Below are 21,806 nucleotides of genomic sequence, written 5' to 3' on the forward strand. Positions count from 1 at the left end.
TTATAAAAAATTAAAAGTTAACTTTTATGAGGCTAAATAATTAATTTAGCCCGCGGGTTAATTTTATTAAAATTTAAAGGAAAAATAATGATGAAGCGCAGTGTGCTGGCCTTAGCGGTCGCCTTGAGTATGGTTCCAGCTCTTTCAAACGCAGCAGAGATTTATAATAAAGACGGCAATAAGTTGGACCTGTATGGTCGCGTAGCCGCTAAATACCTTTTCTCAAACCATAATAATGCCGATGACACTTATGTGCGTTTTGGTTTTAAAGGTGAAACTCAAATCAATAGCCAACTGACCGGTTTTGGTCAGTGGGAATATAACGTTGCAGCAAAAAACGCTGAATCTCAGGGCGACAAAGGCAATAAAACCCGTCTGGGTTTTGCAGGTTTGAAATTTGCTGAATTTGGCTCTTTTGATTATGGCCGTAACTATGGCGTAGTTTACGATGCGCTGGCTTATACCGATATGTTGCCAGAGTTCGGTGGCGATTCAATCGCTTATACCGATAACTACATGACTGGTCGTTCAACCGGTTTGGCAACTTACCGTAACTCTGATTTCTTCGGTTTAGTGAAAGGTCTGAACGTTGCCGCTCAGTATCAAGGCCGTAACGACGAGGGTGACGCTGCTGATAATGGGCGTGCAATTCAGAAAGCCAACGGCGACGGTTTCGGTTTGTCTGTTGATTATCAAGATATCGAAGGTAGTGGTGTTGGTTTCGTTGCCGCATTCTCTTCTTCCAACCGTACCTTAGGTCAGAAAACACTGGCTAACAGTGCTACCGGTGATAAAGCTCAGGCTTGGGCTACTGCATTGAAATATGATGCAAACCAAGTTTATCTGGCAGCGATGTATGGTGAAACGCTGAACATGACCCCTTATAAAGCGCTGATTGCCAACAAAACCCAGAACGTAGAATTGGTTGCTCAGTATCAATTCGAAAATGGTCTGCGCCCGTCAATCGCTTATGTTCAGTCTAAAGGCAAAGACTTGGCCGTGGTGGGGGATGCAGACCTGCTGAAATATGCAGAAGTTGGTGTAACTTACTACATCAACAAAAACATGTTTGCCTATGTTGACTACCAGATTAACTTGCTGGATGAAGACAACAACCCATTGGGTCTGGGTACAGATGATACTGTTGCAGTTAACTTGACTTATCGTTTCTAAGTTGATGTAAGCATTTAATATTACCCTTTTCTGTGTCGGAATTAGGTGAATTGAAAAAGGCGGGGATAACCCCGCCTTTTTGTATTTCATACTATTCATAATGCTAACGGTAAGGGACGCGTCGCATATTATTGTGAGTATTGTTCTTCACCCCATTTCAACATGGTATTGATTATCTTATGGAGTAATTGTTGTAAATGCGTAGCACGCTCAGGCAAATAAGAATAGGGTTGAGTCTCAGACATGTAGTTTAATTGCGCTAATTCAAGCTGCACTGCATGTTGATGGTTTTGTGGTTGGCCGTACGCTCGCGTTATATAACCGCCCTTAAAACGACCATTTAACACATGGCTAAATGTTGATTGATTCTCGCAGCACTCAATCAGTTGCTCACTTAATGATGCCGAGCAACTGGCACCACTGTTGGTACCAAAATTCAAATCAGGTAGTTGCCCGTCAAATAATCGTGGGATAACCGATGCAATTGAGTGCGCATCTAACAATAGCGCATAACCAAAGTCAGCTTTAAGCCTAGCTAACTCTAATTGAAGTTGCTGATGATAAGGACGCCAGATGTATTGCAAATAGGATTGCCGCTCCTGCGGTGGCGGTGTTTTGCCCGGCATAAAACAAGGTTGTCCATCAAACAGTGTTTCTGGGAATAAACCGGTAGTTGCAGTCGTGTAAAGTGGCTGGTTATCCTCAGGGCGGTTTAGGTCGACCACCAGACGAGAGTAATGGCCAATCACCATACTTGCTCCAATGTGCTGGGCAAAGTCATAGAGGCGAGGAATATGCCAATCGGTATCACATAGGGAACGGGCCGCATCTGTTAGACCTGCTTCAACGGTAGGGGTCAACCGGGTTCCTGCATGTGGAATACTGATCAATAAAGGGAGTTTACCTGCATGGAAACTCAAAGGGTCAGTGAAATTCATTGGCGAACGTCTCCTTGAAAAACAACAGAAACAGGTAATTGACCACCGAGCCAATAAGCCAATTCGGCAGGGCGAGATAATGGCCAATGAATCCAGTTAGCCAATTTGCCAGTTTCAAGTGTGCCCTGAGAATCATGCAGTCCTAAAGCTTGAGCTGCATGACAAGTGACTCCCGCCAATGCTTCTTCAGGTGTCATCCGGAATAATGTACACGCCATATTGAGCATTAAACGCAAAGAAAGCGTGGGCGATGTTCCGGGATTAGCATCACTGGCTAATGCCATGGGGACGTTATGTTGGCGAAAGAGTTCAATGGGCGGACATTGTGTTTCCCGCAATAAATAATAGGCTCCCGGTAGTAATACCGCGGTAGTGCCTGCGTTTCCCATCGCCTGAATATCTGACTCGGTTGCATATTCAAGATGATCAGCAGACATGGCGCTATATTTGGCCGCCAGAGTACTGCCATGGAGAGAAGAAAGTTGTTCAGCATGTAATTTGATAGGTAAGCCGGCAAGACGTGCAGCTAAAAATACGCGCTCAACTTGCGCGGGAGAGAATGCCAGATGTTCGCAAAATGCATCAACAGCGTCGGCCAATCCTTCCTCGGCAACCTGTGGAATAATCGTATTGCACACATAATCGATATAGTCATCAGCTCGACCTGCATATTCAGGAGGGAGAGCATGTGCCGCCAGACAGGTTGTTTTTACGGTAATGGGCAATAACTCGCCTAACTTGCGAGCAACACGCAGCATTTTTATTTCACTTTCAAGACTGAGGCCGTAACCGGATTTAATTTCAATACAGGTAACGCCTTCGGCGAGTAGTGGTTTTAGGCGAAACAAGGCTTGTTCCAACAATTGTTGTTCGCTGGTGTCACGTGTCGCTTTGACTGTTGACACAATGCCTCCACCATTGGCTGCAATCTCAGCATAGCTCACGCCATTGAGGCGCTGTTCGAATTCAGCGCTACGATCACCACCAAAAACCAAATGGGTATGGCAATCAATAAATCCGGGGGTAATCAGGCCACCTTGATAGATGACCTCACGTGAAGCGCAGATTGACGGTAACTCATTATACGGCCCAATCCAGACTATTTTGCCGTCAGTAACCGCCATGGCTCCCTGCGGTATCAGGTGATACTTCCCGCCGCGCATGGTCACGATGTCGGCACCATACCACAGACTGTCACAGTGAATTGTTGACACCATCTGACCCCCTTAGAATGTACAGCAATAAGTTGTATATACAATTATGGACAACCTAGCGCATAAATTCACTATCGGCAAGATAGGGATTTAAACAATTGCGTAACACTTCGCAGTTCTTGCAGAGAAATAAAATTGTTCAGGACGACACGGTACCTTGTGCGGTAAAACGACCATAGAGTTGGTAGCGAGCACCCGGATAGAGCAGTTGAGCAGCTGTGACAATAGCTTTTCCATACCAAGTTCTACGGCGGATCAATAGGCAGGGTTCGTATTCACTTAATTGCAACAACTGGCGCTCAATCAGAGTTGGTATCACGGCTTCAACAATATGCTCACCTTCAGTCAGTGGGGCGGCTTGGGTGAGATAGCTGTAAGGGGTGATTTGATTGAAATCCTGCTTCATATAATCGGGTGCAGTACTTGGATTGACACAACGATTTTCAACTTGGATGGGGATGTCATTTTCATAATGAACTATTTGTGAATAGAACAGCTGTTGCCCGGGTTGCAAACCTAAAGCAACGGCTTCTTCTGCGCTTGCTGGGCGTGCCTCTAGTTGCAGAATTTTACTGCTGTGGCGATGACCCCGCGAGGTTATTTCATCAGCAATATTATGGACTTCGAGTAAGGCACTGTGCGCCTTTGCCTCTGCAACAAAGGTGCCCACACCTTGCATGCGAATGAGAAAACCTTCATTAGTGAGTTCACGTAGCGCCCGGTTGATAGTCATGCGACTGACACCTAACTCGGCAACAAGCTCACTTTCTGACGGGACTCGTTGATGTGGTTGCCAGATTCCAGTTTTGATCTGGCGGATGATGGCCAACTTCACCCGCTGGTAAATTGGCGCAGGAATATCGTCCATTGCGGCACTTAATTGTAGAACCGTTGGTTGTTCCGCCACGGCGTTAACCTCGTCAAATAAGAAGATTTATAGGGTAAGTCTACGGTTGAATTTAGCCAGTGTATATGTATATACAAGTAAGTGATTTAATTAATTGACGCAGCTGCTGTTCAGCGCGTTTGACTCTTTACAAAATATTGGGATATCGCTATGCCAGTTTATTTTACCAAACGCGCTTTCTTACCTAATGGATGGGCGGCTGACGTACAGATTACTGTCGATGAACAGGGGATCATACAGAAGATCACTACTGGCAATGGTGGTGTAGATTGTCAGGTTCTATCGGGGCCGATAGTCCCAGGAATGCCGAATCTGCACTCTCATGCTTTTCAGCGCATGATGTCTGGGTTAGCTGAGGTGGCAGGTAATCCGCAAGACAGTTTTTGGACCTGGCGAGATCTGATGTACCGATTGGTGCAGCAATTAACGCCAGAGCAGGTCGGCGTGATTGCTCGCCAGCTATATATTGAGATGCTGAAAGGAGGTTATACCCAAGTCGCAGAGTTTCATTACTTGCATCATGGCCCTGACGGCATCCCCTACGGTAATCCTGGAGAAATGACATCACAGCTAAGTCAAGCTGCACAAGATGCCGGAATAGGGATGACTCTATTACCGGTGTTATACAGTTATGCTGGGTTTGGTGCTCAGCCGGCTCAGCAAGGTCAACGCCGTTTTATACAAAATACAGAAAGCTATCTCAAGCAGCAGCAAGTGATTCAGCAACAACTGGCGAATCAACCGTTACAAAATCATGGGCTATGTTTCCATTCTCTACGTGCCGTAGAATTAAGCCAAATGCAGGACGTTTTACATGTGTCAGATAAACATTTACCTGTACATATTCATATTGCTGAACAGCAAAAAGAAGTAAATGATTGCCTTGCTTGGAGTGGGCAGCGGCCAGTGACTTGGTTATACGATAATCTGCCTGTTGATAGCCGCTGGTGTTTGATTCATGCCACTCATTTGGATGAGTCTGAGCTTGTACGTTTGGCTCAGAGTCAGGCTGTTGCAGGGCTATGCCCGACAACAGAAGCTAATTTGGGGGATGGCATCTTTCCTGCGGTAGATTATGTTCAACGCCAAGGGCGGTGGGGAATTGGTTCTGATAGTCATGTTTCTCTAGATGTTGTAGAGGAGTTGCGTTGGTTGGAGTATGGGCAGCGGCTACGAGATCAACGCCGCAACCGTCTCACTAATGAAAAGCATTCTTCAGTGGCAGATTTGCTTTATAGCCAGGCATTAGCCGGGGGACAGCAAGCTTGTGCCAGTAATATTGGGCAATTGGCCGAGGGATATCGAGCTGATTGGTTAGTTTTAGATGGTGATGACCCTTACATTGCGGGAACAGAATCTGCTTCTTTGTTGAATCGATGGCTATTTGCGGGGCATAAATCGCAAATTCGGGATGTTTATGTGGCGGGCAAAGCGGTAATTGTGGATAGATATCATCCCATTCAACAGCAAACTGCACAGGATTTTCTGGCTGTACTGAAAGCCTGTCAACAGGAGGTCTGATGAGCTTTACCGTTTTTGATTTTGCCAGCTTACCAGTGAGTCGTTGGCGAAATGGTGGCGGCGAAACCCGAGAAATTGCATGTTGGCCGGTAGGGGGGGATGATTTTGCCTGGCGGGCCAGTATTGCGACGATAGAACAAGATGGCCCGTTCTCTGTATTTCCTGATATCGACCGCTCTATTACATTGCTTTCTGGTGATGGGGTTGTGCTCTCTAGCCCAATTTGGGAAGCGCATACACTTTCACAGCCATTGCAACCCTTTGCCTTTCCTGGTGATACCCCTATTCATGCCCATTTACTTGGGAGTAGTAGCCAAGACTTTAACATTATGACTCGACGAGGCTGCTGGCAGGCATCAGTAACGTCTGTGAGCTCAGCCCAAGAATTGCCGGTATCTCACGGCGGATTGGTTTATGTGGTGAAGGGAAAGTGGTTGATCAGTCATACAGAAACCCATGAACTCACAACTTCACAGGGGTGCTGGTGGTTACCCACAATCAAAGTTGGGCAATTGGAGCCGTTGATTGCTGACAGTTGCTTGCTGTGGGTAGATTTATTCCCTGAGCGTTGAGAATGAGCTCATCTTATAATTTGTCATGACATATTGAACTCTATGTTTTTACATGAATTTCCGGTCAAGAGGAATGTCTAGCGCTGCCTATAGTTTTCAAGAGATAGAGCAGAGTTATGGCATTCCTCAATAATATTCTTTCTGTGTGTTTCACTTCAAATGACATCGCATATAAGCGATCTTTTCTGTTATCGACCCACGATCTTAGTCACATACACATGCTTAAATTATCAGCATTTGTTAGATCCCTGTCATAGTTTTGTTATTTGCCCGATACAAAATGCACATTTCGGTTGTTTGGTGTTAAAAATTTCAATAATCTTATTTATGAAATAAATGTTTAAAAAGAGATTTAGGATGTTAGAACCAAAGTTAATTTTTTAACTTTCTGTTTTGTAATTATTTTATGCTTTAAGGTCCGGGAGTGGGGCGGTTGCATTCACGGAAACCACACTGAGATACCTATAAAAAAGTCACATTTTCATTGCATTTAGTTAAGTGTTTGAAAAAATTATTTTCAATAAATAGGTATCAATAAGTTAATGCATTCCACTATTGAAGGGTATAGATCATGAAGCTGAAAAAAATCCTTATTACCTCACTCGCTATCTGTATGCTGCCATTGGGCTCCTATGCTAAAGACCTTAAAATTGGCGTTTCCATGGCTCACTTCGATGATAACTTCCTGACAATATTACGTCAGGCAATGCAAAATAAAATGAAAGAAGAGGGGAATGTTTCTGGGCAATTTGAAGATGCAAAAGGAGACATTGCTCAACAAATTCAGCAGGTCGAAAATTTTGTTAGTCAGGGTGTTGATGCCATTATTTTAAATCCAGTTGATACTCAAGGCGTGAAACCCATGATCAAATTGGCTGAACAGGCCAAGATTCCTTTGGTTTTTGTGAATCGCCGTCCGGAAATAACTTTACCGTCAGGTATGGCCTATGTAGGTTCTGATTCTGAACTTGCAGGGCGCTTACAAATGGAAGAACTTGCAAAACTGATGGGTGAAAAAGGCAATGTCATGATCCTTATGGGAGAGCTATCAAGTGAGGCGACCCGTGATAGAACAAGAGGTGTTGAGAAAGTCGCTGCACAATATCCGAATATTCATATTATTGATAAACAGACAGCAAAATTCTTCCGTAAAGAGGCTGTTGATGTCACCACGGATTGGATTCTTTCCGGGCAGCAAATCGATGCGATCGCATCCAATAACGATGAAATGGCTATTGGCGCTATTCTTGCTTTAAAACAAGCGAAGAAAAATGGTGTTGTGATCGGGGGTATTGATGGTACACCTGATGCACTTGAGTTTATTAAGAAAGGCGATCTCAATGTCAGTATTTTCCAAGATGCGAAAGGGCAAGGAGAAGGTGCGGTAGATACTGCAATTAAATTAGCGTCAGGGCAAAAAGTCGAAAGCAGCGTAATGATCCCCTATCAGTTAATCACTAAAAATAACTATCAAGACTTTGCCAATAAAAACAAAAAATAAAATAGAAGCTATTCTCATGACGAGTCAATGACATGAGTAGATCAGTTAATATATTTTTGAGTTTAAAACCATACGCAATATAAATGTGTGGAAGCTATTTTTACTTGGTGAGTCATGCCGTATTTATTAATTTGTTATTCTAATAAATACGGCATTCCGACATAGACCCTATTGAGGTGGAGATGATACATGTATCCTTACATTCTCGAGGCTGAAAGTATTAGTAAACAGTTCCCTGGAGTTAAAGCGCTGAATAAAGTAGGTATCAAAATAAAACCTGGAAGCGTCCATGCATTAATGGGAGAGAATGGAGCGGGGAAGTCAACACTGATGAAGTGTCTGATTGGAATATATCATCCGGATGAAGGAACGATAAAAATAAAAGGGGAAGTTGTAACCTTTGGCGATACGTTAGATGCATTACATGCTGGTATTGCAATGATTCATCAGGAGTTAAATTTAGTTCCGCACATGACGGTGGCGGAAAATATTTGGCTAGGCAGGGAACCTGTTCACTATGGATTAGTAAATCATGACTTACTGAACAGTAAAACGCGGGATTTATTACAATATCTTAATATAAATCTGAAGCCAGAAATGATAGTTGGTGAATTAAATATCGCCAGCCAACAGATGGTGGAAATAGCCAAGGCAGTTTCCTACGATGCGGATGTTTTAATTATGGATGAGCCGACATCTGCATTAACCGAAGGCGAGGTCTTTCACCTTTTTGCGATCATTAATGAATTAAAGGAGCAAGGTAAAGGTATTATCTATATCAGTCATAAAATGGATGAGATTTTTGAAATTACGGATGAGGTCAGTATTTTTCGTGATGGTATGTTTGTTGCCACTGATAAAACAGAAAATCTGACAAAACAATCGTTAATCACCATGATGGTTGGACGTGAACTGACCCACATGTTTCCCAAGTTTAATAATAATATTGGCGAAGAAGTGCTTAGAGTCAGTGCATTACGGCGCCATGCTTTATTCCGTGATATTTCATTTTCTGTTAAACGAGGTGAAATATTAGGTGTCGCTGGTCTGGTCGGGGCTGGTCGCAGTGAAGTCATGGAGAGTTTATTCGGTATGCATCCAGCTGATAGCGGTGAAATATTTATCGAGGGCTTACCCGTTAATATTGACTCTCCGTCAAAAGCTATTGAGCAGGGATTGGCCTTTTTGACCGAAGATCGCAAGAAATCAGGATTGTTTTTAGTACTATCAGTCGTTGAGAATATGAGTATTGTAAATCTTTCTGAGTATATCAATAAAAAAGGTTTTGTTAGCCATGGGCAAATGGCACAAGACTGTATGGAACAGATTAAAAAATTAAATATAAAAACACCGACCATGGATCAAATCATTAATAACCTTAGTGGGGGTAACCAGCAAAAAGTATTAATTGCTCGTTGGTTATTATCACAACCGAAGATACTTATTCTTGATGAACCTACACGTGGTATTGATGTTGGGGCAAAGTCAGAGATTTATCGTTTAATTAGCGAGTTGGCAAACCGTGGTGTTGCTATTATTTTGGTTTCTTCTGAATTACCTGAAATCCTCGGTATGAGTGACAGAGTCATGGTCATGCATGGTGGTCACATTACAGGAATATTAGATAAGCAAGATGCCAATCAAGAGAAAATAATGGCATTGGCCTCCGAATAATTATTTGAAGGTAACTAAAATGAGTAATATTAAAATTGATAAATCATTGATAAGTGAGTCTGCAAAAGAATACCCATTCCTATCAGGATTAAAAGGTAAATTACCTAAAGATACCGGTATCTTTATTGTCATGATTGGTATCGCACTGATTTTTGAATTTTTGGGTTGGTTTATTCGAGACCAATCATTTCTGTTGAATCCTAACCGTCTTCTATTGATTGTCTTACAGGTTGCCATTATCGGTATTATTGCCGTTGGCGTCACGCAGGTCATTATCACGACAGGTATTGATCTCTCGTCCGGTTCTTTAATTGCATTAACTGCTGTCGTTGCTGCGAGTTTGGCGCAAACATCCGATAGCATTTCTCCAATGTATCCACACTTATTAGATTTACCTGCGGCAATTCCCATTACAGCCGGTATTGGGGTAGGGGTTTTATGTGGTTTCATTAACGGATTTTTGATTACGCGTACTGGAATCCCACCCTTTATTGCAACTTTAGGAATGATGGTTTCAGCCAGAGGGCTTGCCCAATATTATACCAAAGGCAATCCAGTGAGTTTTCTTTCTGATGATTTTACAGCCATTGGCCAAGGAGCAATGCCGGTTATCATCTTTCTAGTTATTGCTGTCATTTTCCATATTGCTTTGAAACATACCCGCTATGGTAAATATGTCTATGCTATCGGAGGAAATATGATTTCCGCTAAAGTCTCCGGTATTAATGTTAATAAATATCTGGTGATGGTTTATACCATAGCGGGTGGTTTAGCCGGTTTAGCGGGAGTTGTTCTGGCGGCACGTGTGAGTAGCGGGCAATCCAGCATGGGCCAATCATATGAGCTGGATGCTATTGCTGCCGCCGTGATTGGTGGTAGCAGCTTGATGGGCGGCGTTGGGAGAATTACCGGTACGGTGATTGGCGCGGTAATCTTGGGCTTGATTAAGAGCGGTTTTACTTTTATCGGTGTGGATTCATATATCCAAGACATTATCAAAGGCATCATTATTGTCAGTGCAGTCGCCATTGATATGCATCGCAATCGTAAGAAACGTTAGTGATTAATGGCAAATGTCCCGTGGCTTATGCGATTCAAAGTTATTGATTGCTCAATATGTAATAGTATAACATAACAGTTAAGGCAATCAGCCAGGAGGCATAAATGTCAATAAAACTAACCCAGTTATCCATCATTGTACTTAGTGTTTGCGCATCATTGACCAGTTTTAATGTATTGGCACACGGGAAACACAGTCATGACCATGAGCATCAACAGTCGGATGTGGCGCGTAAAGCAAGCGAAGGCATTTTCGTCGATAAAGATGTTAAGGATAGGGGGCTGAGTGATTGGGATGGAGTCTGGCAATCAATTAATCCATATTTATTGAAAGGGGATCTAGAGCCAGTATTGATGGATAAGGCGAAGAAAAATAAGGATAAAACCGTTGTACAATACCGAGAGTATTATAAAAGAGGGTATGCCACCGATATCAATATGATTGGTATTGAAAATAACACGATTGATTTTCACACCACTCAAGCAGTTAATTCCTGCCGATACACATATTCCGGCTTTAAAATAATGCACTATGAGTCGGGGAAGAAAGGCGTGCGTTATTTGTATGAGTGTAAAGACATCAATTCCAAAGCACCGAAGTACGTACAATTCAGTGACCATATTATCGAGCCACAAAAATCTCATCATTTCCATATTTACATGGGAAACGAGTCACATGAACAGTTGCTCAAAGAAATGGATAACTGGCCAACCTTTTACCCTATATCTTCAAGCAAAGATGAAATCGTTCACGAAATGCTACACCATTGATTTTACTTTTATTATGTATTTGATGTGGCAAAAATCCGCGCAGTGTAGATTGCGCGGATTGTTTAGGCTAAATAACTATTTACCATGTAGTAATTATGCCCTCTTGCACAGGTCGGTTGAATTTGAAACTCAGCTGATTAGCCGATTTTTTACCCACAATATTATTATTGATGTGGCCGTCATCCTGCTTGTCTCTTCTGACTTTTTCATATTCATTTTGTGAAACTCGGACACCGAATTTTGAAACAATCTTTTGTTCGCCGGTCTCGCTGTCTTTTACCGACATCGAATAGAGTCTGTTTCCAGGGGTGACGGGTTCGACAATCAAGTACCAACTTTTGCCATTTGAGCTGTTATATGTGCGTTCAACCCCTGATTTTTGGCCTACACGATCAATTATCTCCAACTGAAGCGGCTGCTTAATGAAATTGTAGGTGCGTTCAAGTTCAGTCATAGCATCGACCCAGGTTTGAGGAACACCTGTATTCACCAGGTCTACACCTGCCAACATTTCTCTCGCTTCGGCAATTTGGTTGCTAATTATCGCCTTGTCTTGCGGTGAAAGCGGGAGGCTACGAAGTTCCTGAGTTCGTCTATCCATAGACTGATATAAACTCTCACGAGTTTGTTCCTTATCATAGGCTTCAAAAGCAGCACTGACCTGATTACTTGCACTTGGTGTATTTTGCGACAAAGCAAGTGTTGCCGCGGTTATGAGAGAAGCAATCTCTGGCGCTCGTTGAGTATAGAGTTCAAGGTTTGGGTCTTGAACTATTTGGCTCAAAGTTTCGTCCATCTTTTGCAATTTAGGTAAACTATCGAACAATTTCTGAGTTTGCTCGAGTCGCAAGGTTTGCTGTTTATTATTTTCAGATATATTGGTCAGATAATGTTGAGCATTCTCTTTTGAGGTAAAAGATGTTTCAGGTGATGATCCAATGGTTTGCTGTGTAGCATTGAACTCACCTAACACACTTTTTGCTTTAGTCACTGTCTGTTGGGCCGATTGTGCCGCGTAATTTAAATGAACCGGTTTTATCTCATCGATTTCTGTTGATAATTGCTGGGCCTGAGCTGTCAGAGCCGTGTTTTGCACTACCTGCGTGGCAATTTCTTGTTCCAGTGCTTGAATCTGGTTTTTATCAACGAAAATATGAATACTCATGCCGATAGCAAATAAGACAATTATGATACCTAGACCTGTGAGCCACGTCTTACTTGTCATATGTAAGAAGGTTACAATACGCTGGCTGACATTCATTTTGCTACTTTGAAAACGTAACCTATTGTCAAACCAGTTTTTTACCCCTTGTTCAATTAATTCGTCACTGATATCCGTACCTGTACTTTGGTAATAATCACGTATACGTTGAGCAATCCGCTGGCGTAACTTGGGCAGGTCCAAATGTTCTTCTAGCGCGATTTGTTGGGCATACAGAGAATCAATAATCGCCATGGCACCCAGCTGATCCCTTAGCTTAATCTCGCTCATTGGTGCACTCCATTTGGTTTATTAGATTGGCATTTAATGTGCATTAGAAACTGTCCGTAGAGCGGAAACCACCACCGCCCGTGGAGGAAGACGAACTGAACCCTCCGCCTCCTGAAGAAGAAGATGAACCGGAGCCTCTGCCGGCACTTGATGATGTTGATGAGGAACTGAATCCCTCACCTGAAGAAGATGAGCCTGAGCTTCTTCTTGCAGAGCGTCGGTTAGCTAATATAGCCTCCACTGCAAGGGTAGCGATAATACCTGTCGCCGTCGGTACGTCAGAGTCCTGGCGCGCCATGTTGAGTTGCTTGAATACCAATTCCAGGCTGATTGAGCCATTTAAGAAACGCTCAAAAAGATCTTCGAACCTCTCATGCCGACTTTCAATATATTCATAACGTGAATCATTAAGCCGGCTATTTATAAATGTTGACGCCAAAATCGCGGCGGCGGAAGCACGGGGTCGGATGCTGGCAATAGCGTGTTCTTCTTCGTGCTGTGTCTCTGCCAGTTTTACTTCCATACGTTTTAGCCCTCGGAGTTCCTCTAGTAAACGGTCGTCATCAGGCGTGGCAGTTTTTGCAACCAATGTATCCAATCTATCAAGGGGTAGCATCGCCATTTGAGCTGATAATTGCGTGGCGATACGGGCAAAGGTTTCGCTTTCGCCGAGTGAATATTGTTGCAGTTTTTCTTGTAAATTACGGGCTTCTTGCTGACTCGCCACCAATGCTTTTTCGAGTGACTCCAATTGTTGATAGCGGGGAGGTAAATGTATTTTTTCTTCGATTTCAGTAAGGTAATTCAAGTATTCGGAAGTACGCTTTTCAGATTGATGTTGCAATATTTGTAGGCGTCGCTCTGATTCTTTTGGTAGGGCCTGAAGCATTAGGTAATTGGCAAAGTTATTGGTGTAATTAATATGTCTTGCCAGCCAGCTATCCAAATTGCGCGAAATTGGCCCGCGATGATAATCAGGTTGTCCATAATTTTTACTCATTAAAAACATAAAAATAGGCTGATTAAGATACTCTGTTAGCTTAACGTCGGCTTCGACGAGTAATTCGCTATGATTAATCTTTTGCTGGTTAGCCTCACTGTATAATTGAACCATATCCCGCCGGGCAGCAATGGCTTCAGGATTTTGCTGCAATAATTGTTCTCGCTCATGCTCTAGTGGCACAATTTGCTTACGCAAGGTTTCCACCTGTGCGAGCTGGCGCAAAATATCGTTTTCGCTGTGCTGCAAAGCTTGCTGAGTTTGGGATAGCTCTAATTGCAGCTTATCCAGTAAATCTTGCACCATCTCAATATCATTAGCGGCACCATTGTCTTGCAGTAACAGTGAGGCTATTTGTTGATAAGTCGTCGCAATCCGTTGCTTTATCACCAGTTGTTGATGGCGTGTCTCTGCCAAATCTGATTCTGCTCGGGAAAGGTGTTTTCGTGTATTCGCCACCAGATCTATAAGATACTGGCTCACTTGTGCAGCTTGCATTGAGTCACTCCATGCACTCAGCTTCTACCTTTTCGTTTGCAATAGAGGCTGTTAAGGTTTATTTAGCGAGAGACTTCCGCTTTAGTCACAACGTCAGCAAAACGGCGTTTTCCCTCTTCAACAACAGAAGCCAACTCGTTGGCATTACTTGTCGCTTCAGCACGCAGTTCGTCAATCATGCGATAGCTTGACTCTTGGAATGACACAATGGCGTTAACGAGAGCACGGACAGAATCCGCTTTGATGGTCGAGCCATATCCAGCGCGTAACCCCTCTTCCAATTGCTGGCTACCTTGGGTCGCAATAGTTGTCAGGCCATCATTAATTCCCGCTTTCATTGCTTCCAGAGTTTGAGTGCTTTCGGACAAGCCTTGCAGAGATGTCATTGAGGCGGAAAGGGCGGTGAATACGATTTCGTTGGTACTAAAAAAGGTCACGCTTTGGCGGTAAACACGTTCCTTAATGGCGCAGGTTTGCTGGAGACGAGCAAATACGGCTTCCGCAGCGTTATAAGCAATCAGAAGGTTATCCGTCAGATCTTTGACTATCTGATAACGTTCATCTTCTTTCTGCATAGCTCTGATAGATTCATCACGGGCAAGTTCTAGACGTGAATGCTCGGCGGCGTCATTTTTCTGATATTGTTCTGTAGCAGTCTGCGCTTGTTGCAATAGCGACTGGCTTTTTTGCAGATTATCCTGCGCTATCGAAAGTATGGTTTGGGCATCAACATGAGCCTGTTTCAGGCCAAAACGGAAATCCTGATAGGCATCTAAAATTGCTTTCTCACGACTTATCTGCTCATCGGAAGCTTTAGCAACGTCCAAATAGATTTTTTTGATGCCATTGAATCGATCAGGGATAGAGCCGCGACGTAATGTAATCCAACCAGATTTTATACGCTCAATAACGTCGAGTTTGCCATCTTCTAACCAGCCGACCATTTGGGTGGCATCTTCACGAATGGAGTCAAACGCGGCAACTATTTTTGCCTGACGGTTGGCGACATCCATATTGGCAATATTGTCGCGAACCACAGCATTAAATGCACTTTGCTGCTGCAGTGTGCGGCCAATTGCTGTCACGCGGAGTGTATCAAGATCAGCGATGGCATCCAGCAATGCCAGAATCGGTACATCTGATTCTGGTGACAGAATAATTCCTAATTTTTGTAATTTTTGAATGGCTTGAGAGGTATAAGAGGTCAGCATATTACTCATTATTGATTCCATATGTGAGGAAGAGCCCTGATATCAATTTTTCTGCTTCATAAATTGCTCAATTAATCCTGTAAGAGTACCAGTTTTTCAACATATTAATGACTGTAACTAAAAAATAATGGCACAGGAATAGCAGTGATTATGGATACTTCATTCACCAACGTGAAGAGGGAAACAGAGACATCGACACTGGCTTTCTACTGATGTGTGATGTGCGTAGAACTAATTTTCATTAAAATTGAAATGTTGTTTTACTAGTGCTATCTTCGCTATAATCAAGCCAAACAACACATTCAATGGACTCGGTTTCATTGACCTAATCGGAGAGAACATAATGAAAATTGCACTGATGATGGAAAACAGTCAGGCAACTAAAAACGCGATAATCCTGAAAGAGCTGAACGCCGTAGCCTCAGAAAAAGCGTACCCGGTATACAACGTAGGTATGAGTGATGAAAATGATCATCACCTAACTTATATCCATCTGGGGATTATGGCCAGTATTCTGCTTAACTCTAAAGCAGTCGATTTCGTGGTTACCGGTTGCGGTACAGGTCAGGGCGCGATGATGTCATTGAACATTCATCCTGGTGTTGTATGTGGCTATTGTATTGATCCTGCGGATGCTTTCTTGTTTGCTCAGATTAATAACGGTAACGCTTTGTCTCTGCCATTCGCCAAAGGTTTTGGTTGGGGTGCAGAACTGAACGTTCGCTACATCTTCGAGAAGGCCTTTACTGGCGTGAAAGGCGAAGGCTACCCACTGGATCGTAAAGAGCCGCAAGTGCGTAACGCGGGTATTTTGAACCAAGTGAAAGCTGCGGTAGTGAAAGAAAACTATTTAGACACGCTGCGCGCTATCGACCCTGAATTGGTCAAAACTGCAGTGAGCGGTGAGCGCTTCCAGCAGTGCTTCTTCGATAACTGTCAGGTTGAAGAGATTAAAGCATTCGTGAAACAAGTTTTGGCGTAATAATACTCCGCGTCATAACACTAAGGCCCCTTTCGAGGGGCCTTTTGCTTATCTGAGATAGCCTACATTGGATGAAAGCCAAAGGTTAGCATTTCGGCGTTGTTCCTTGTGCAGGCAGATAGCGCAATGGATCAAGGGCGGTTGCCCGGTAACGAATTTGAAAATGTAGCATAAGAGTATCGGTTCCAGAGCTACCTAGAGTGGCAATTTTCTGTCCCGCTTTTACATCCTGTGCGTTTTTCACCAGCATTGTGTCGTTATGGGCGTAAGCGGTAATAAAATCATTACCATGTTTAATCATGATGAGATTGCCATAACCTCGCAGTTGATTCCCGACGTACACAACACGGCCTTTGGCTGACGCATATACTGGCTGTCCACGTTTACCTACAATATCAATACCTTTATTGCCGCCATCAGCAGAGGAGTATTTCGAGATGATTTTCCCGCTGGTAGGCCAGCGCCAACAACCACCAGCCCCCGGTGGAGGTGTTGATTTCGCTATCGCGGTATTTGAGGATTTACGTTTAGTCGATGTTAGACTTCCGCTAGATGCAGAACTGCTGAGGCGCAGTTTTTGCCCCACTTCTAATCGATAAGGGGGGCTAAGTTTGTTGATACGAGCAAGATCACTCACTTCATTGTCACTGATCCAGGCAATAAAATAGAGCGTGTCGCCACGTTTGACGGTATAGGATTTATCGCTGTAACTGCCTTTAGGCAATGTAGAATAGTCGCGATTCGATTTGTTTGAGCACCCAGCCAATAGCAAAATAGTCATTGCATATAACGCCAACCGTGGCCACAACCGCATTCTGCTTTTTGTGTTCAAAACGTTTCCTTTGTCATCAAAATATCAAGCACCCTCAGCCAGCTATATTAACATTTGCATGATATGCGTCAAAAGCCAGAGTAAGGTTATTGTTAAGAATTGAGGGGGATGAGAAAAATGAAAAGAGCTGAACAGCTTTTGTCGGGTATCATCAAAATAAAAATCCACGCGGTTGCGTGGATTTTTGTATAATAACAAAGAGTTAAAAGCCAATGGAGAGTGTATCAGCCTCCCAGATAGCTAAATCGCGTTTTACCGAGTTAAGTTTGGTATTTACCGCCTGATAAGCATCCTCACCCATAAAGAAGTGCAATGGCGGATTGTCTACTTGGCTTATTTTGATAAGTAACGCAGCTGCTTTTTCGGGGTCGCCAATCTGTTGACCATCCATCTGTTCTTTCACCCTTTTTTCGTTTTCACGCACAGTAAGATAATCAGCAATAGGATTTTCCGGCGACATAATAGAGCCTTGTGAGAGGAAGCGGGTACGCATATGACCTGGATAAACCAGTGTAACCTTAATATCAAATTCTGCTGATTCTGCGGCTAAAGCCTCCGTGAACCCAGCCACGGCAAACTTTGCTGCACAGTACACGCCCCAACCTGGAAAATGCCCTTGAATCCCTGCCATCGATGAAATATTCATAATGTGCCCACTCCGACGAGCTCGAAGATGCGGCATCACACTACGAATAACATTGAGCATACCGAATACATTGATATCAAAACTTTTGCGGGCCTCGGCATCACTTAACTCCTCCAGAGTTCCCATCTGACCGAAACCGGCATTGTTAACGACAACATCGATAGAGCCAAAATGATCCAGAGCTTGGTTCACTGCACATTTAACACTGGCTTCATCACTCAAATCGACACTCAGTGGCAAAAATTGTGGCGACGTAATACCCACTTCTTTTTCCAACAATGCTTTATTACGGGTTGTTGCCGCAACACGATGACCGGCGGCTAATAATTGGTGAGTTAAAGCCAAGCCGAGACCTTTGGATGCACCTGTAATCAACCAAGTCTTTGTTGCAGTCATACTATTTACCTCTTCACTGTTAGGTTTCTTGTATTGCAGAGAGCTAATCAAGGATGTTGAAATAAAGCCCACCTTTATTGACCAAAGTACGATTCGCTAATACCGTCAACTTTTTATCCTGCAGCATGTCGGCTGTAGAATGGATGTAATGCTGAAAGTGCGGAGTTTGGCGATGAAGCTCATAGGCAGCATCATCCGCATAGATTTCCACAAAGCGCCACTGTTCAGGGTGGCCTTTTACTGTGGCGGCATACATTGCTAACACACCGTCTTCTTTTTCAATTGCCGCTTTCATTTCATCGATGACAATTTGGCGAAATTGCTCATTTACCCCCTCTTTCAATGTGATTTCGGCAAAGCGTATCACTGGTTTATCCTCGCCATTGATTACCCTAACGGGGGCGGCTTTTTCAGCGAAAAACTGGGCTTCGGTTTCGGTAAGTTTCTTATGTCCTGTGAGCAGACTCGGTGCTTTCGCTTGGTAAGCCTGGAAATGAGGTGACGCTATATGTGCCTCATAAGCACTCTTATCTTGATAAATTTCGAATAAATACGACATATTTTGCTTATCTACTGGGCTGACGGTATACATTGCCAGCACGCCAGGCTCGGTGCTAACGGATGCCGTTAAATTCTCTTGACCAGCCACATTAAAAGCCTGCTGCTGATTATCCTGAATACCAAGTTCAAAAATACGTAATAGTGGTTCGGCATTAGCCGCTGACATGAGGCTGAGAGAAAATAGGGTCGTGGCGGCCATGCTAGTCAGAAAATTCATGTTGCTACATCCTCTGTTGACGATTTTGACTTTGTCAGGGCATGGTAGAAATACCGGATGCCCTGACACACCCAACGTGACAACAAAACATTATTCTGAAAGTGCTGCTAACAGCTTTTGTTGGAATTGCGCGATATTTTCCTCACTTGCACTCGCGACGTCATGAAACACCAACGGTTTCATATAATTCATTCCAACATAGAGCGCGCTGGCTTTCATTGGCGTCAATACTTCATCCATGGTGCTTTGAATCAATCCATTGTGAGAATAAGTATATTGGCTAGCACCAGCCGATGTGACGACCAGCAGCTGTTTGTTTTTGAGTGCATCGCCACCCGGACCGAAAGCCCAGCCATAAGTCCAGACTTCATTTAAATATGCTTTCAGCATTGGAGTGGTATTGAACCAGTGTGTCGGATACATAAAGACGAGACGATCAATACCTTCGTAAGCCATTTGCTCTGCGGCTACATCAAATCCGCTCACGTCATTGCCATAGAGAGACTCAAGGTTACGCACCTTGACGTTTTCTATTCCCTCCACGGTTTGCTGCAATGCTTTGATTATTTTTGATTGTGTTGGATAGGGATGTGAAACAATAACTAAGCTCTTCATTCTCTATTTCCTCTACTTATTCTCTTACTACTCACACTTGATGGCAGAGAGTATGCCCCTCTTTATTGATAACTTTAATGGCCTATATGGTTGAATAATATTTAACTTGAGGTTAATAATCGCTGCAAAGCTATTGGAAATATTAATGTCGAGGGGATGGATATGGAGTTATCACAACGAGTACGGGCAATTCTGTCTTTTGTTGAAGCCGCTGATTCTGGCAGTTTTACTGCAGCAGCTCGCATTCAGGGCATCAGTGCTGCTGCTGTCAGTAAAAATATCGCCAGCCTTGAACAAGCTCTCGGTATACGTCTCATGAATAGAACAACAAGAAAGTTAAGTTTGACAGAGGAAGGCAGTGTATTCCTGAAACAGGCCCGTATTGCGATTGAGGCACTGGATACGGCAGCGGATATGGTGGTTGCGCGCAAGATGGAAACCAGTGGGCATGTGAGAATTTCAACCAGTGCTGCATTTGGTCGAGAACAATTGCTGCCCACCTTGCCGGGCCTGCGATCACGTTATCCCGCCTTGTCGGTGGAAGTTGATTTTGACGACAGAGTGACGGATTTAGTTAGAGATGGCTATGATCTCGCCATTCGTGGTGGCCGTATCGTGGATTCATCATTGGTGTCACGCCCGGTTTGTCATCTCAATATGATTTTAGTTGCCGCGCCAGAATATCTGGCTTTGCACGGCGTTCCCCACTCTCCAGCAGATCTTGAGAAGCACCATTTAATCGCAAGACGGTTTTTGGGCGGTCGTGTTTCTCCTTGGGGATTCCGGGGCACTGATGGCAGTCTTACCTCTATGGATCCAGATTCCGCCGTGGTTACAATTTCAGCCCCAGAAGCACAAGTTCAGGCCGCCTGTTTAGGGCTTGGTATCGCACAAGTCGGGGTTCACCATGCGCTACAGCATCTAAAGTCTGGGGCATTGAAGATAGTGCTCTTTGGTCAACATGACCCGGGTAACTATGAAATGGTGATTCAATACCCACACCGGGCACTGATAGCGCCGCGAGTACGTGTCACGGTGGAATATTTGTTGTCCAGATTTAAACAGGATGAAACGCTGCAATTTCCACTCGATGAGTTGTCTCGTTTTCAGTAAAGAGTCAAAGTTGCAGCGCTATCAAGGGTTATAGCGAGGCTTCTATTTCAGGAATTAATTTGTTCGCCGACCCGCAGACGGTTACTTTGCTGCGGACCACGTCTTTCATCGCATCCATACCGACACGCATGTAATAACGTGGATCGTTGCCCTCGGGATTATCGGCAAACCATTTTTTCACCGCCGCCGCAAACGCGATTTTCAGCTCGGTTGCGACATTCACTTTACAAACACCCAGCTCGATGGCGCGTCTAACATATTCATCAGGGACATCACTTGCGCCATGTAATACCAGCGGAATATCGACAACGTCACGAATTTCGCCCAAGCGCTTGAAGTCAATTTTGGGGCGTTTGGTATACAAGCCATGTGCAGTCCCAATAGCAACAGCAAGACTATCGACTCCAGTAAATTCGACAAAGCGGCGAGCTTCTTGTGGGTCAGTGAGGAAGGCACTCTCCTCATCAACATCCATATCATCTTCTACACCGCCCAGACGACCTAACTCAGCTTCTACGCTGCAATCATGGCGATGGCAAAAATCAACCACGCTTCTAACAAGCTGCACATTCTCAGCAAATGGGAAGTGGCTGCCATCAATCATCGCGCTACGAACACCAGCATTGACTTTGCGGGTGATATCTTCCAGTGATTCATGATGATCAAGATGTAGCGCCAGCGGCATGTCATAGCTTTCCGAATAGGCTTTACACAGTGCATAGATCTCTTCAAAAGCAATGTGTTTAAAGGTGCCCGGAGTGCCGGCAAGGATCACCGGGGACTGCATCTCTTTACAAACTTCAAGGATTGCCTGAATGGTTTCGGCGTTATGGATATTAAACGCCGGTACGGCGTAGCCTCTGGCCTGCGCGTCTTGAAGAAGATATTTGGTAGAAATAATGCTCATATGCTG

Annotated in this window: 20 protein-coding genes; 9 read left to right on the plus strand and 11 right to left on the minus strand. The window is 43.9% G+C overall.

What is annotated here, in order from left to right; translation table 11 throughout:
• The first annotated feature begins 87 nt into the window (after window positions 1-87).
• Complete coding sequence (locus HUZ92_RS17175; RefSeq protein ID WP_050098245.1) at window positions 88-1,173, plus strand: porin; 1,086 nt, start codon at window positions 88-90, stop codon at window positions 1,171-1,173.
• A gap of 128 nt (window positions 1,174-1,301) precedes the next feature.
• Here the strand turns inward: HUZ92_RS17175 and hutG are convergent, their stop codons facing one another.
• The 3 genes from hutG to hutC form a co-directional block, all read right to left on the minus strand.
• Window positions 1,302-2,111: an N-formylglutamate deformylase gene (gene hutG, locus HUZ92_RS17180; protein ID WP_050140846.1), complete on the minus strand. Its 810-nt coding sequence runs from the start codon at window positions 2,109-2,111 to the stop codon at window positions 1,302-1,304.
• Complete coding sequence (gene hutI, locus HUZ92_RS17185) at window positions 2,108-3,328, minus strand: imidazolonepropionase (RefSeq protein ID WP_050098243.1); 1,221 nt, start codon at window positions 3,326-3,328, stop codon at window positions 2,108-2,110. The genes hutG and hutI overlap by 4 nt, the downstream gene beginning before the upstream one ends.
• Window positions 3,329-3,464: 136 nt before the next feature.
• Window positions 3,465-4,232 carry a histidine utilization repressor gene (gene hutC, locus HUZ92_RS17190; RefSeq protein ID WP_050098242.1) on the minus strand — a complete coding sequence of 256 codons (768 nt, stop codon included), beginning with the start codon at window positions 4,230-4,232 and terminating at the stop codon, window positions 3,465-3,467.
• Window positions 4,233-4,382: 150 nt separating this feature from the next.
• On the opposite strand from hutC, the gene HUZ92_RS17195 reads away from it, so the two are divergent.
• From HUZ92_RS17195 to zinT, 6 genes are all read left to right on the plus strand, one after another.
• On the plus strand, window positions 4,383-5,753 hold the full coding sequence (locus tag HUZ92_RS17195; RefSeq protein ID WP_145579551.1) for a formimidoylglutamate deiminase: 1,371 nt from the start codon (window positions 4,383-4,385) through the stop codon (window positions 5,751-5,753).
• Window positions 5,753-6,325: a HutD/Ves family protein gene (locus tag HUZ92_RS17200; protein WP_145579552.1), complete on the plus strand. Its 573-nt coding sequence runs from the start codon at window positions 5,753-5,755 to the stop codon at window positions 6,323-6,325. Before HUZ92_RS17195 ends, HUZ92_RS17200 begins: the two co-directional genes overlap by 1 nt.
• A gap of 571 nt (window positions 6,326-6,896) precedes the next feature.
• Window positions 6,897-7,826 (plus strand): sugar ABC transporter substrate-binding protein, encoded by a 930-nt coding sequence (locus HUZ92_RS17205; protein WP_050098239.1) that lies wholly within the window; start codon window positions 6,897-6,899, stop codon window positions 7,824-7,826.
• Between the two features lie 189 nt (window positions 7,827-8,015).
• Window positions 8,016-9,500, plus strand: coding sequence for a sugar ABC transporter ATP-binding protein (locus tag HUZ92_RS17210; protein ID WP_145579553.1), 1,485 nt, complete (start codon window positions 8,016-8,018; stop codon window positions 9,498-9,500).
• 19 nt (window positions 9,501-9,519) lie between these two features.
• Window positions 9,520-10,560, plus strand: a complete 1,041-nt coding sequence (locus HUZ92_RS17215) for an ABC transporter permease (protein ID WP_050098237.1) — start codon at window positions 9,520-9,522, stop codon at window positions 10,558-10,560.
• Window positions 10,561-10,664: 104 nt separating this feature from the next.
• Window positions 10,665-11,330: a metal-binding protein ZinT gene (gene zinT, locus HUZ92_RS17220; RefSeq protein WP_050140850.1), complete on the plus strand. Its 666-nt coding sequence runs from the start codon at window positions 10,665-10,667 to the stop codon at window positions 11,328-11,330.
• 79 nt (window positions 11,331-11,409) lie between these two features.
• Here zinT and HUZ92_RS17225 read toward each other — a convergent pair whose 3' ends face one another.
• From HUZ92_RS17225 to HUZ92_RS17235, 3 genes are all read right to left on the minus strand, one after another.
• On the minus strand, window positions 11,410-12,822 hold the full coding sequence (locus tag HUZ92_RS17225) for a DUF6384 family protein (RefSeq protein WP_050098235.1): 1,413 nt from the start codon (window positions 12,820-12,822) through the stop codon (window positions 11,410-11,412).
• A gap of 43 nt (window positions 12,823-12,865) precedes the next feature.
• The gene (locus tag HUZ92_RS17230) at window positions 12,866-14,320 is read right to left on the minus strand and encodes a coiled-coil domain-containing protein (protein ID WP_145579554.1); all 1,455 of its coding nucleotides are present in this window, start codon (window positions 14,318-14,320) and stop codon (window positions 12,866-12,868) included.
• A 62-nt stretch (window positions 14,321-14,382) separates the two neighbouring features.
• The gene (locus tag HUZ92_RS17235) at window positions 14,383-15,540 is read right to left on the minus strand and encodes a merozoite surface protein 3b (protein WP_145579555.1); all 1,158 of its coding nucleotides are present in this window, start codon (window positions 15,538-15,540) and stop codon (window positions 14,383-14,385) included.
• A 334-nt stretch (window positions 15,541-15,874) separates the two neighbouring features.
• Between HUZ92_RS17235 and HUZ92_RS17240 the strand changes: the two genes are divergently transcribed.
• Complete coding sequence (locus tag HUZ92_RS17240) at window positions 15,875-16,513, plus strand: RpiB/LacA/LacB family sugar-phosphate isomerase (RefSeq protein WP_004706483.1); 639 nt, start codon at window positions 15,875-15,877, stop codon at window positions 16,511-16,513.
• Window positions 16,514-16,598: 85 nt separating this feature from the next.
• Here HUZ92_RS17240 and actS read toward each other — a convergent pair whose 3' ends face one another.
• The 4 genes from actS to HUZ92_RS17260 form a co-directional block, all read right to left on the minus strand.
• Window positions 16,599-17,327, minus strand: a complete 729-nt coding sequence (actS, locus tag HUZ92_RS17245) for an amidase activator ActS (RefSeq protein WP_174846871.1) — start codon at window positions 17,325-17,327, stop codon at window positions 16,599-16,601.
• A gap of 220 nt (window positions 17,328-17,547) precedes the next feature.
• Entirely contained in the window at window positions 17,548-18,387 is an 840-nt protein-coding gene (locus HUZ92_RS17250; RefSeq protein ID WP_145579557.1) for an SDR family NAD(P)-dependent oxidoreductase, read from the minus strand.
• Window positions 18,388-18,430: 43 nt separating this feature from the next.
• Window positions 18,431-19,165: a putative quinol monooxygenase gene (locus HUZ92_RS17255; RefSeq protein WP_145579558.1), complete on the minus strand. Its 735-nt coding sequence runs from the start codon at window positions 19,163-19,165 to the stop codon at window positions 18,431-18,433.
• 90 nt (window positions 19,166-19,255) lie between these two features.
• Window positions 19,256-19,780 (minus strand): NAD(P)H-dependent oxidoreductase, encoded by a 525-nt coding sequence (locus HUZ92_RS17260; protein ID WP_050098229.1) that lies wholly within the window; start codon window positions 19,778-19,780, stop codon window positions 19,256-19,258.
• Between the two features lie 162 nt (window positions 19,781-19,942).
• Here HUZ92_RS17260 and HUZ92_RS17265 point away from each other — a divergent pair, with 162 nt between their 5' ends.
• On the plus strand, window positions 19,943-20,893 hold the full coding sequence (locus HUZ92_RS17265) for a LysR family transcriptional regulator (RefSeq protein WP_050098228.1): 951 nt from the start codon (window positions 19,943-19,945) through the stop codon (window positions 20,891-20,893).
• A gap of 28 nt (window positions 20,894-20,921) precedes the next feature.
• Here HUZ92_RS17265 and kbaY read toward each other — a convergent pair whose 3' ends face one another.
• The gene (gene kbaY, locus HUZ92_RS17270; RefSeq protein WP_050098227.1) at window positions 20,922-21,800 is read right to left on the minus strand and encodes a tagatose-bisphosphate aldolase subunit KbaY; all 879 of its coding nucleotides are present in this window, start codon (window positions 21,798-21,800) and stop codon (window positions 20,922-20,924) included.
• Window positions 21,801-21,806: the final 6 nt, after the last annotated feature.

The organism is Yersinia vastinensis (assembly GCF_902726565.1).
GTDB classification, from domain to species: Bacteria; Pseudomonadota; Gammaproteobacteria; order Enterobacterales; family Enterobacteriaceae; genus Yersinia; species Yersinia vastinensis.

Coding starts and splice junctions, on each gene's coding strand:
- HUZ92_RS17250 (WP_145579557.1), bottom strand. CDS start 18,387: ATGACTGCAACAAAGACTTGGTTGATTACAGGTGCATCCAAAGGTCTC.
- HUZ92_RS17200 (WP_145579552.1), top strand. CDS start 5,753: ATGAGCTTTACCGTTTTTGATTTTGCCAGCTTACCAGTGAGTCGTTGG.
- HUZ92_RS17235 (WP_145579555.1), bottom strand. CDS start 15,540: ATGAGTAATATGCTGACCTCTTATACCTCTCAAGCCATTCAAAAATTA.
- HUZ92_RS17195 (WP_145579551.1), top strand. CDS start 4,383: ATGCCAGTTTATTTTACCAAACGCGCTTTCTTACCTAATGGATGGGCG.
- HUZ92_RS17205 (WP_050098239.1), top strand. CDS start 6,897: ATGAAGCTGAAAAAAATCCTTATTACCTCACTCGCTATCTGTATGCTG.
- kbaY (WP_050098227.1), bottom strand. CDS start 21,800: ATGAGCATTATTTCTACCAAATATCTTCTTCAAGACGCGCAGGCCAGA.
- HUZ92_RS17230 (WP_145579554.1), bottom strand. CDS start 14,320: ATGCAAGCTGCACAAGTGAGCCAGTATCTTATAGATCTGGTGGCGAAT.
- HUZ92_RS17225 (WP_050098235.1), bottom strand. CDS start 12,822: ATGAGCGAGATTAAGCTAAGGGATCAGCTGGGTGCCATGGCGATTATT.
- HUZ92_RS17265 (WP_050098228.1), top strand. CDS start 19,943: ATGGAGTTATCACAACGAGTACGGGCAATTCTGTCTTTTGTTGAAGCC.
- hutI (WP_050098243.1), bottom strand. CDS start 3,328: ATGGTGTCAACAATTCACTGTGACAGTCTGTGGTATGGTGCCGACATC.
- hutG (WP_050140846.1), bottom strand. CDS start 2,111: ATGAATTTCACTGACCCTTTGAGTTTCCATGCAGGTAAACTCCCTTTA.
- HUZ92_RS17215 (WP_050098237.1), top strand. CDS start 9,520: ATGAGTAATATTAAAATTGATAAATCATTGATAAGTGAGTCTGCAAAA.
- HUZ92_RS17255 (WP_145579558.1), bottom strand. CDS start 19,165: ATGAATTTTCTGACTAGCATGGCCGCCACGACCCTATTTTCTCTCAGC.
- HUZ92_RS17210 (WP_145579553.1), top strand. CDS start 8,016: ATGTATCCTTACATTCTCGAGGCTGAAAGTATTAGTAAACAGTTCCCT.
- HUZ92_RS17260 (WP_050098229.1), bottom strand. CDS start 19,780: ATGAAGAGCTTAGTTATTGTTTCACATCCCTATCCAACACAATCAAAA.
- HUZ92_RS17175 (WP_050098245.1), top strand. CDS start 88: ATGATGAAGCGCAGTGTGCTGGCCTTAGCGGTCGCCTTGAGTATGGTT.
- zinT (WP_050140850.1), top strand. CDS start 10,665: ATGTCAATAAAACTAACCCAGTTATCCATCATTGTACTTAGTGTTTGC.
- HUZ92_RS17240 (WP_004706483.1), top strand. CDS start 15,875: ATGAAAATTGCACTGATGATGGAAAACAGTCAGGCAACTAAAAACGCG.
- actS (WP_174846871.1), bottom strand. CDS start 17,327: ATGCGGTTGTGGCCACGGTTGGCGTTATATGCAATGACTATTTTGCTA.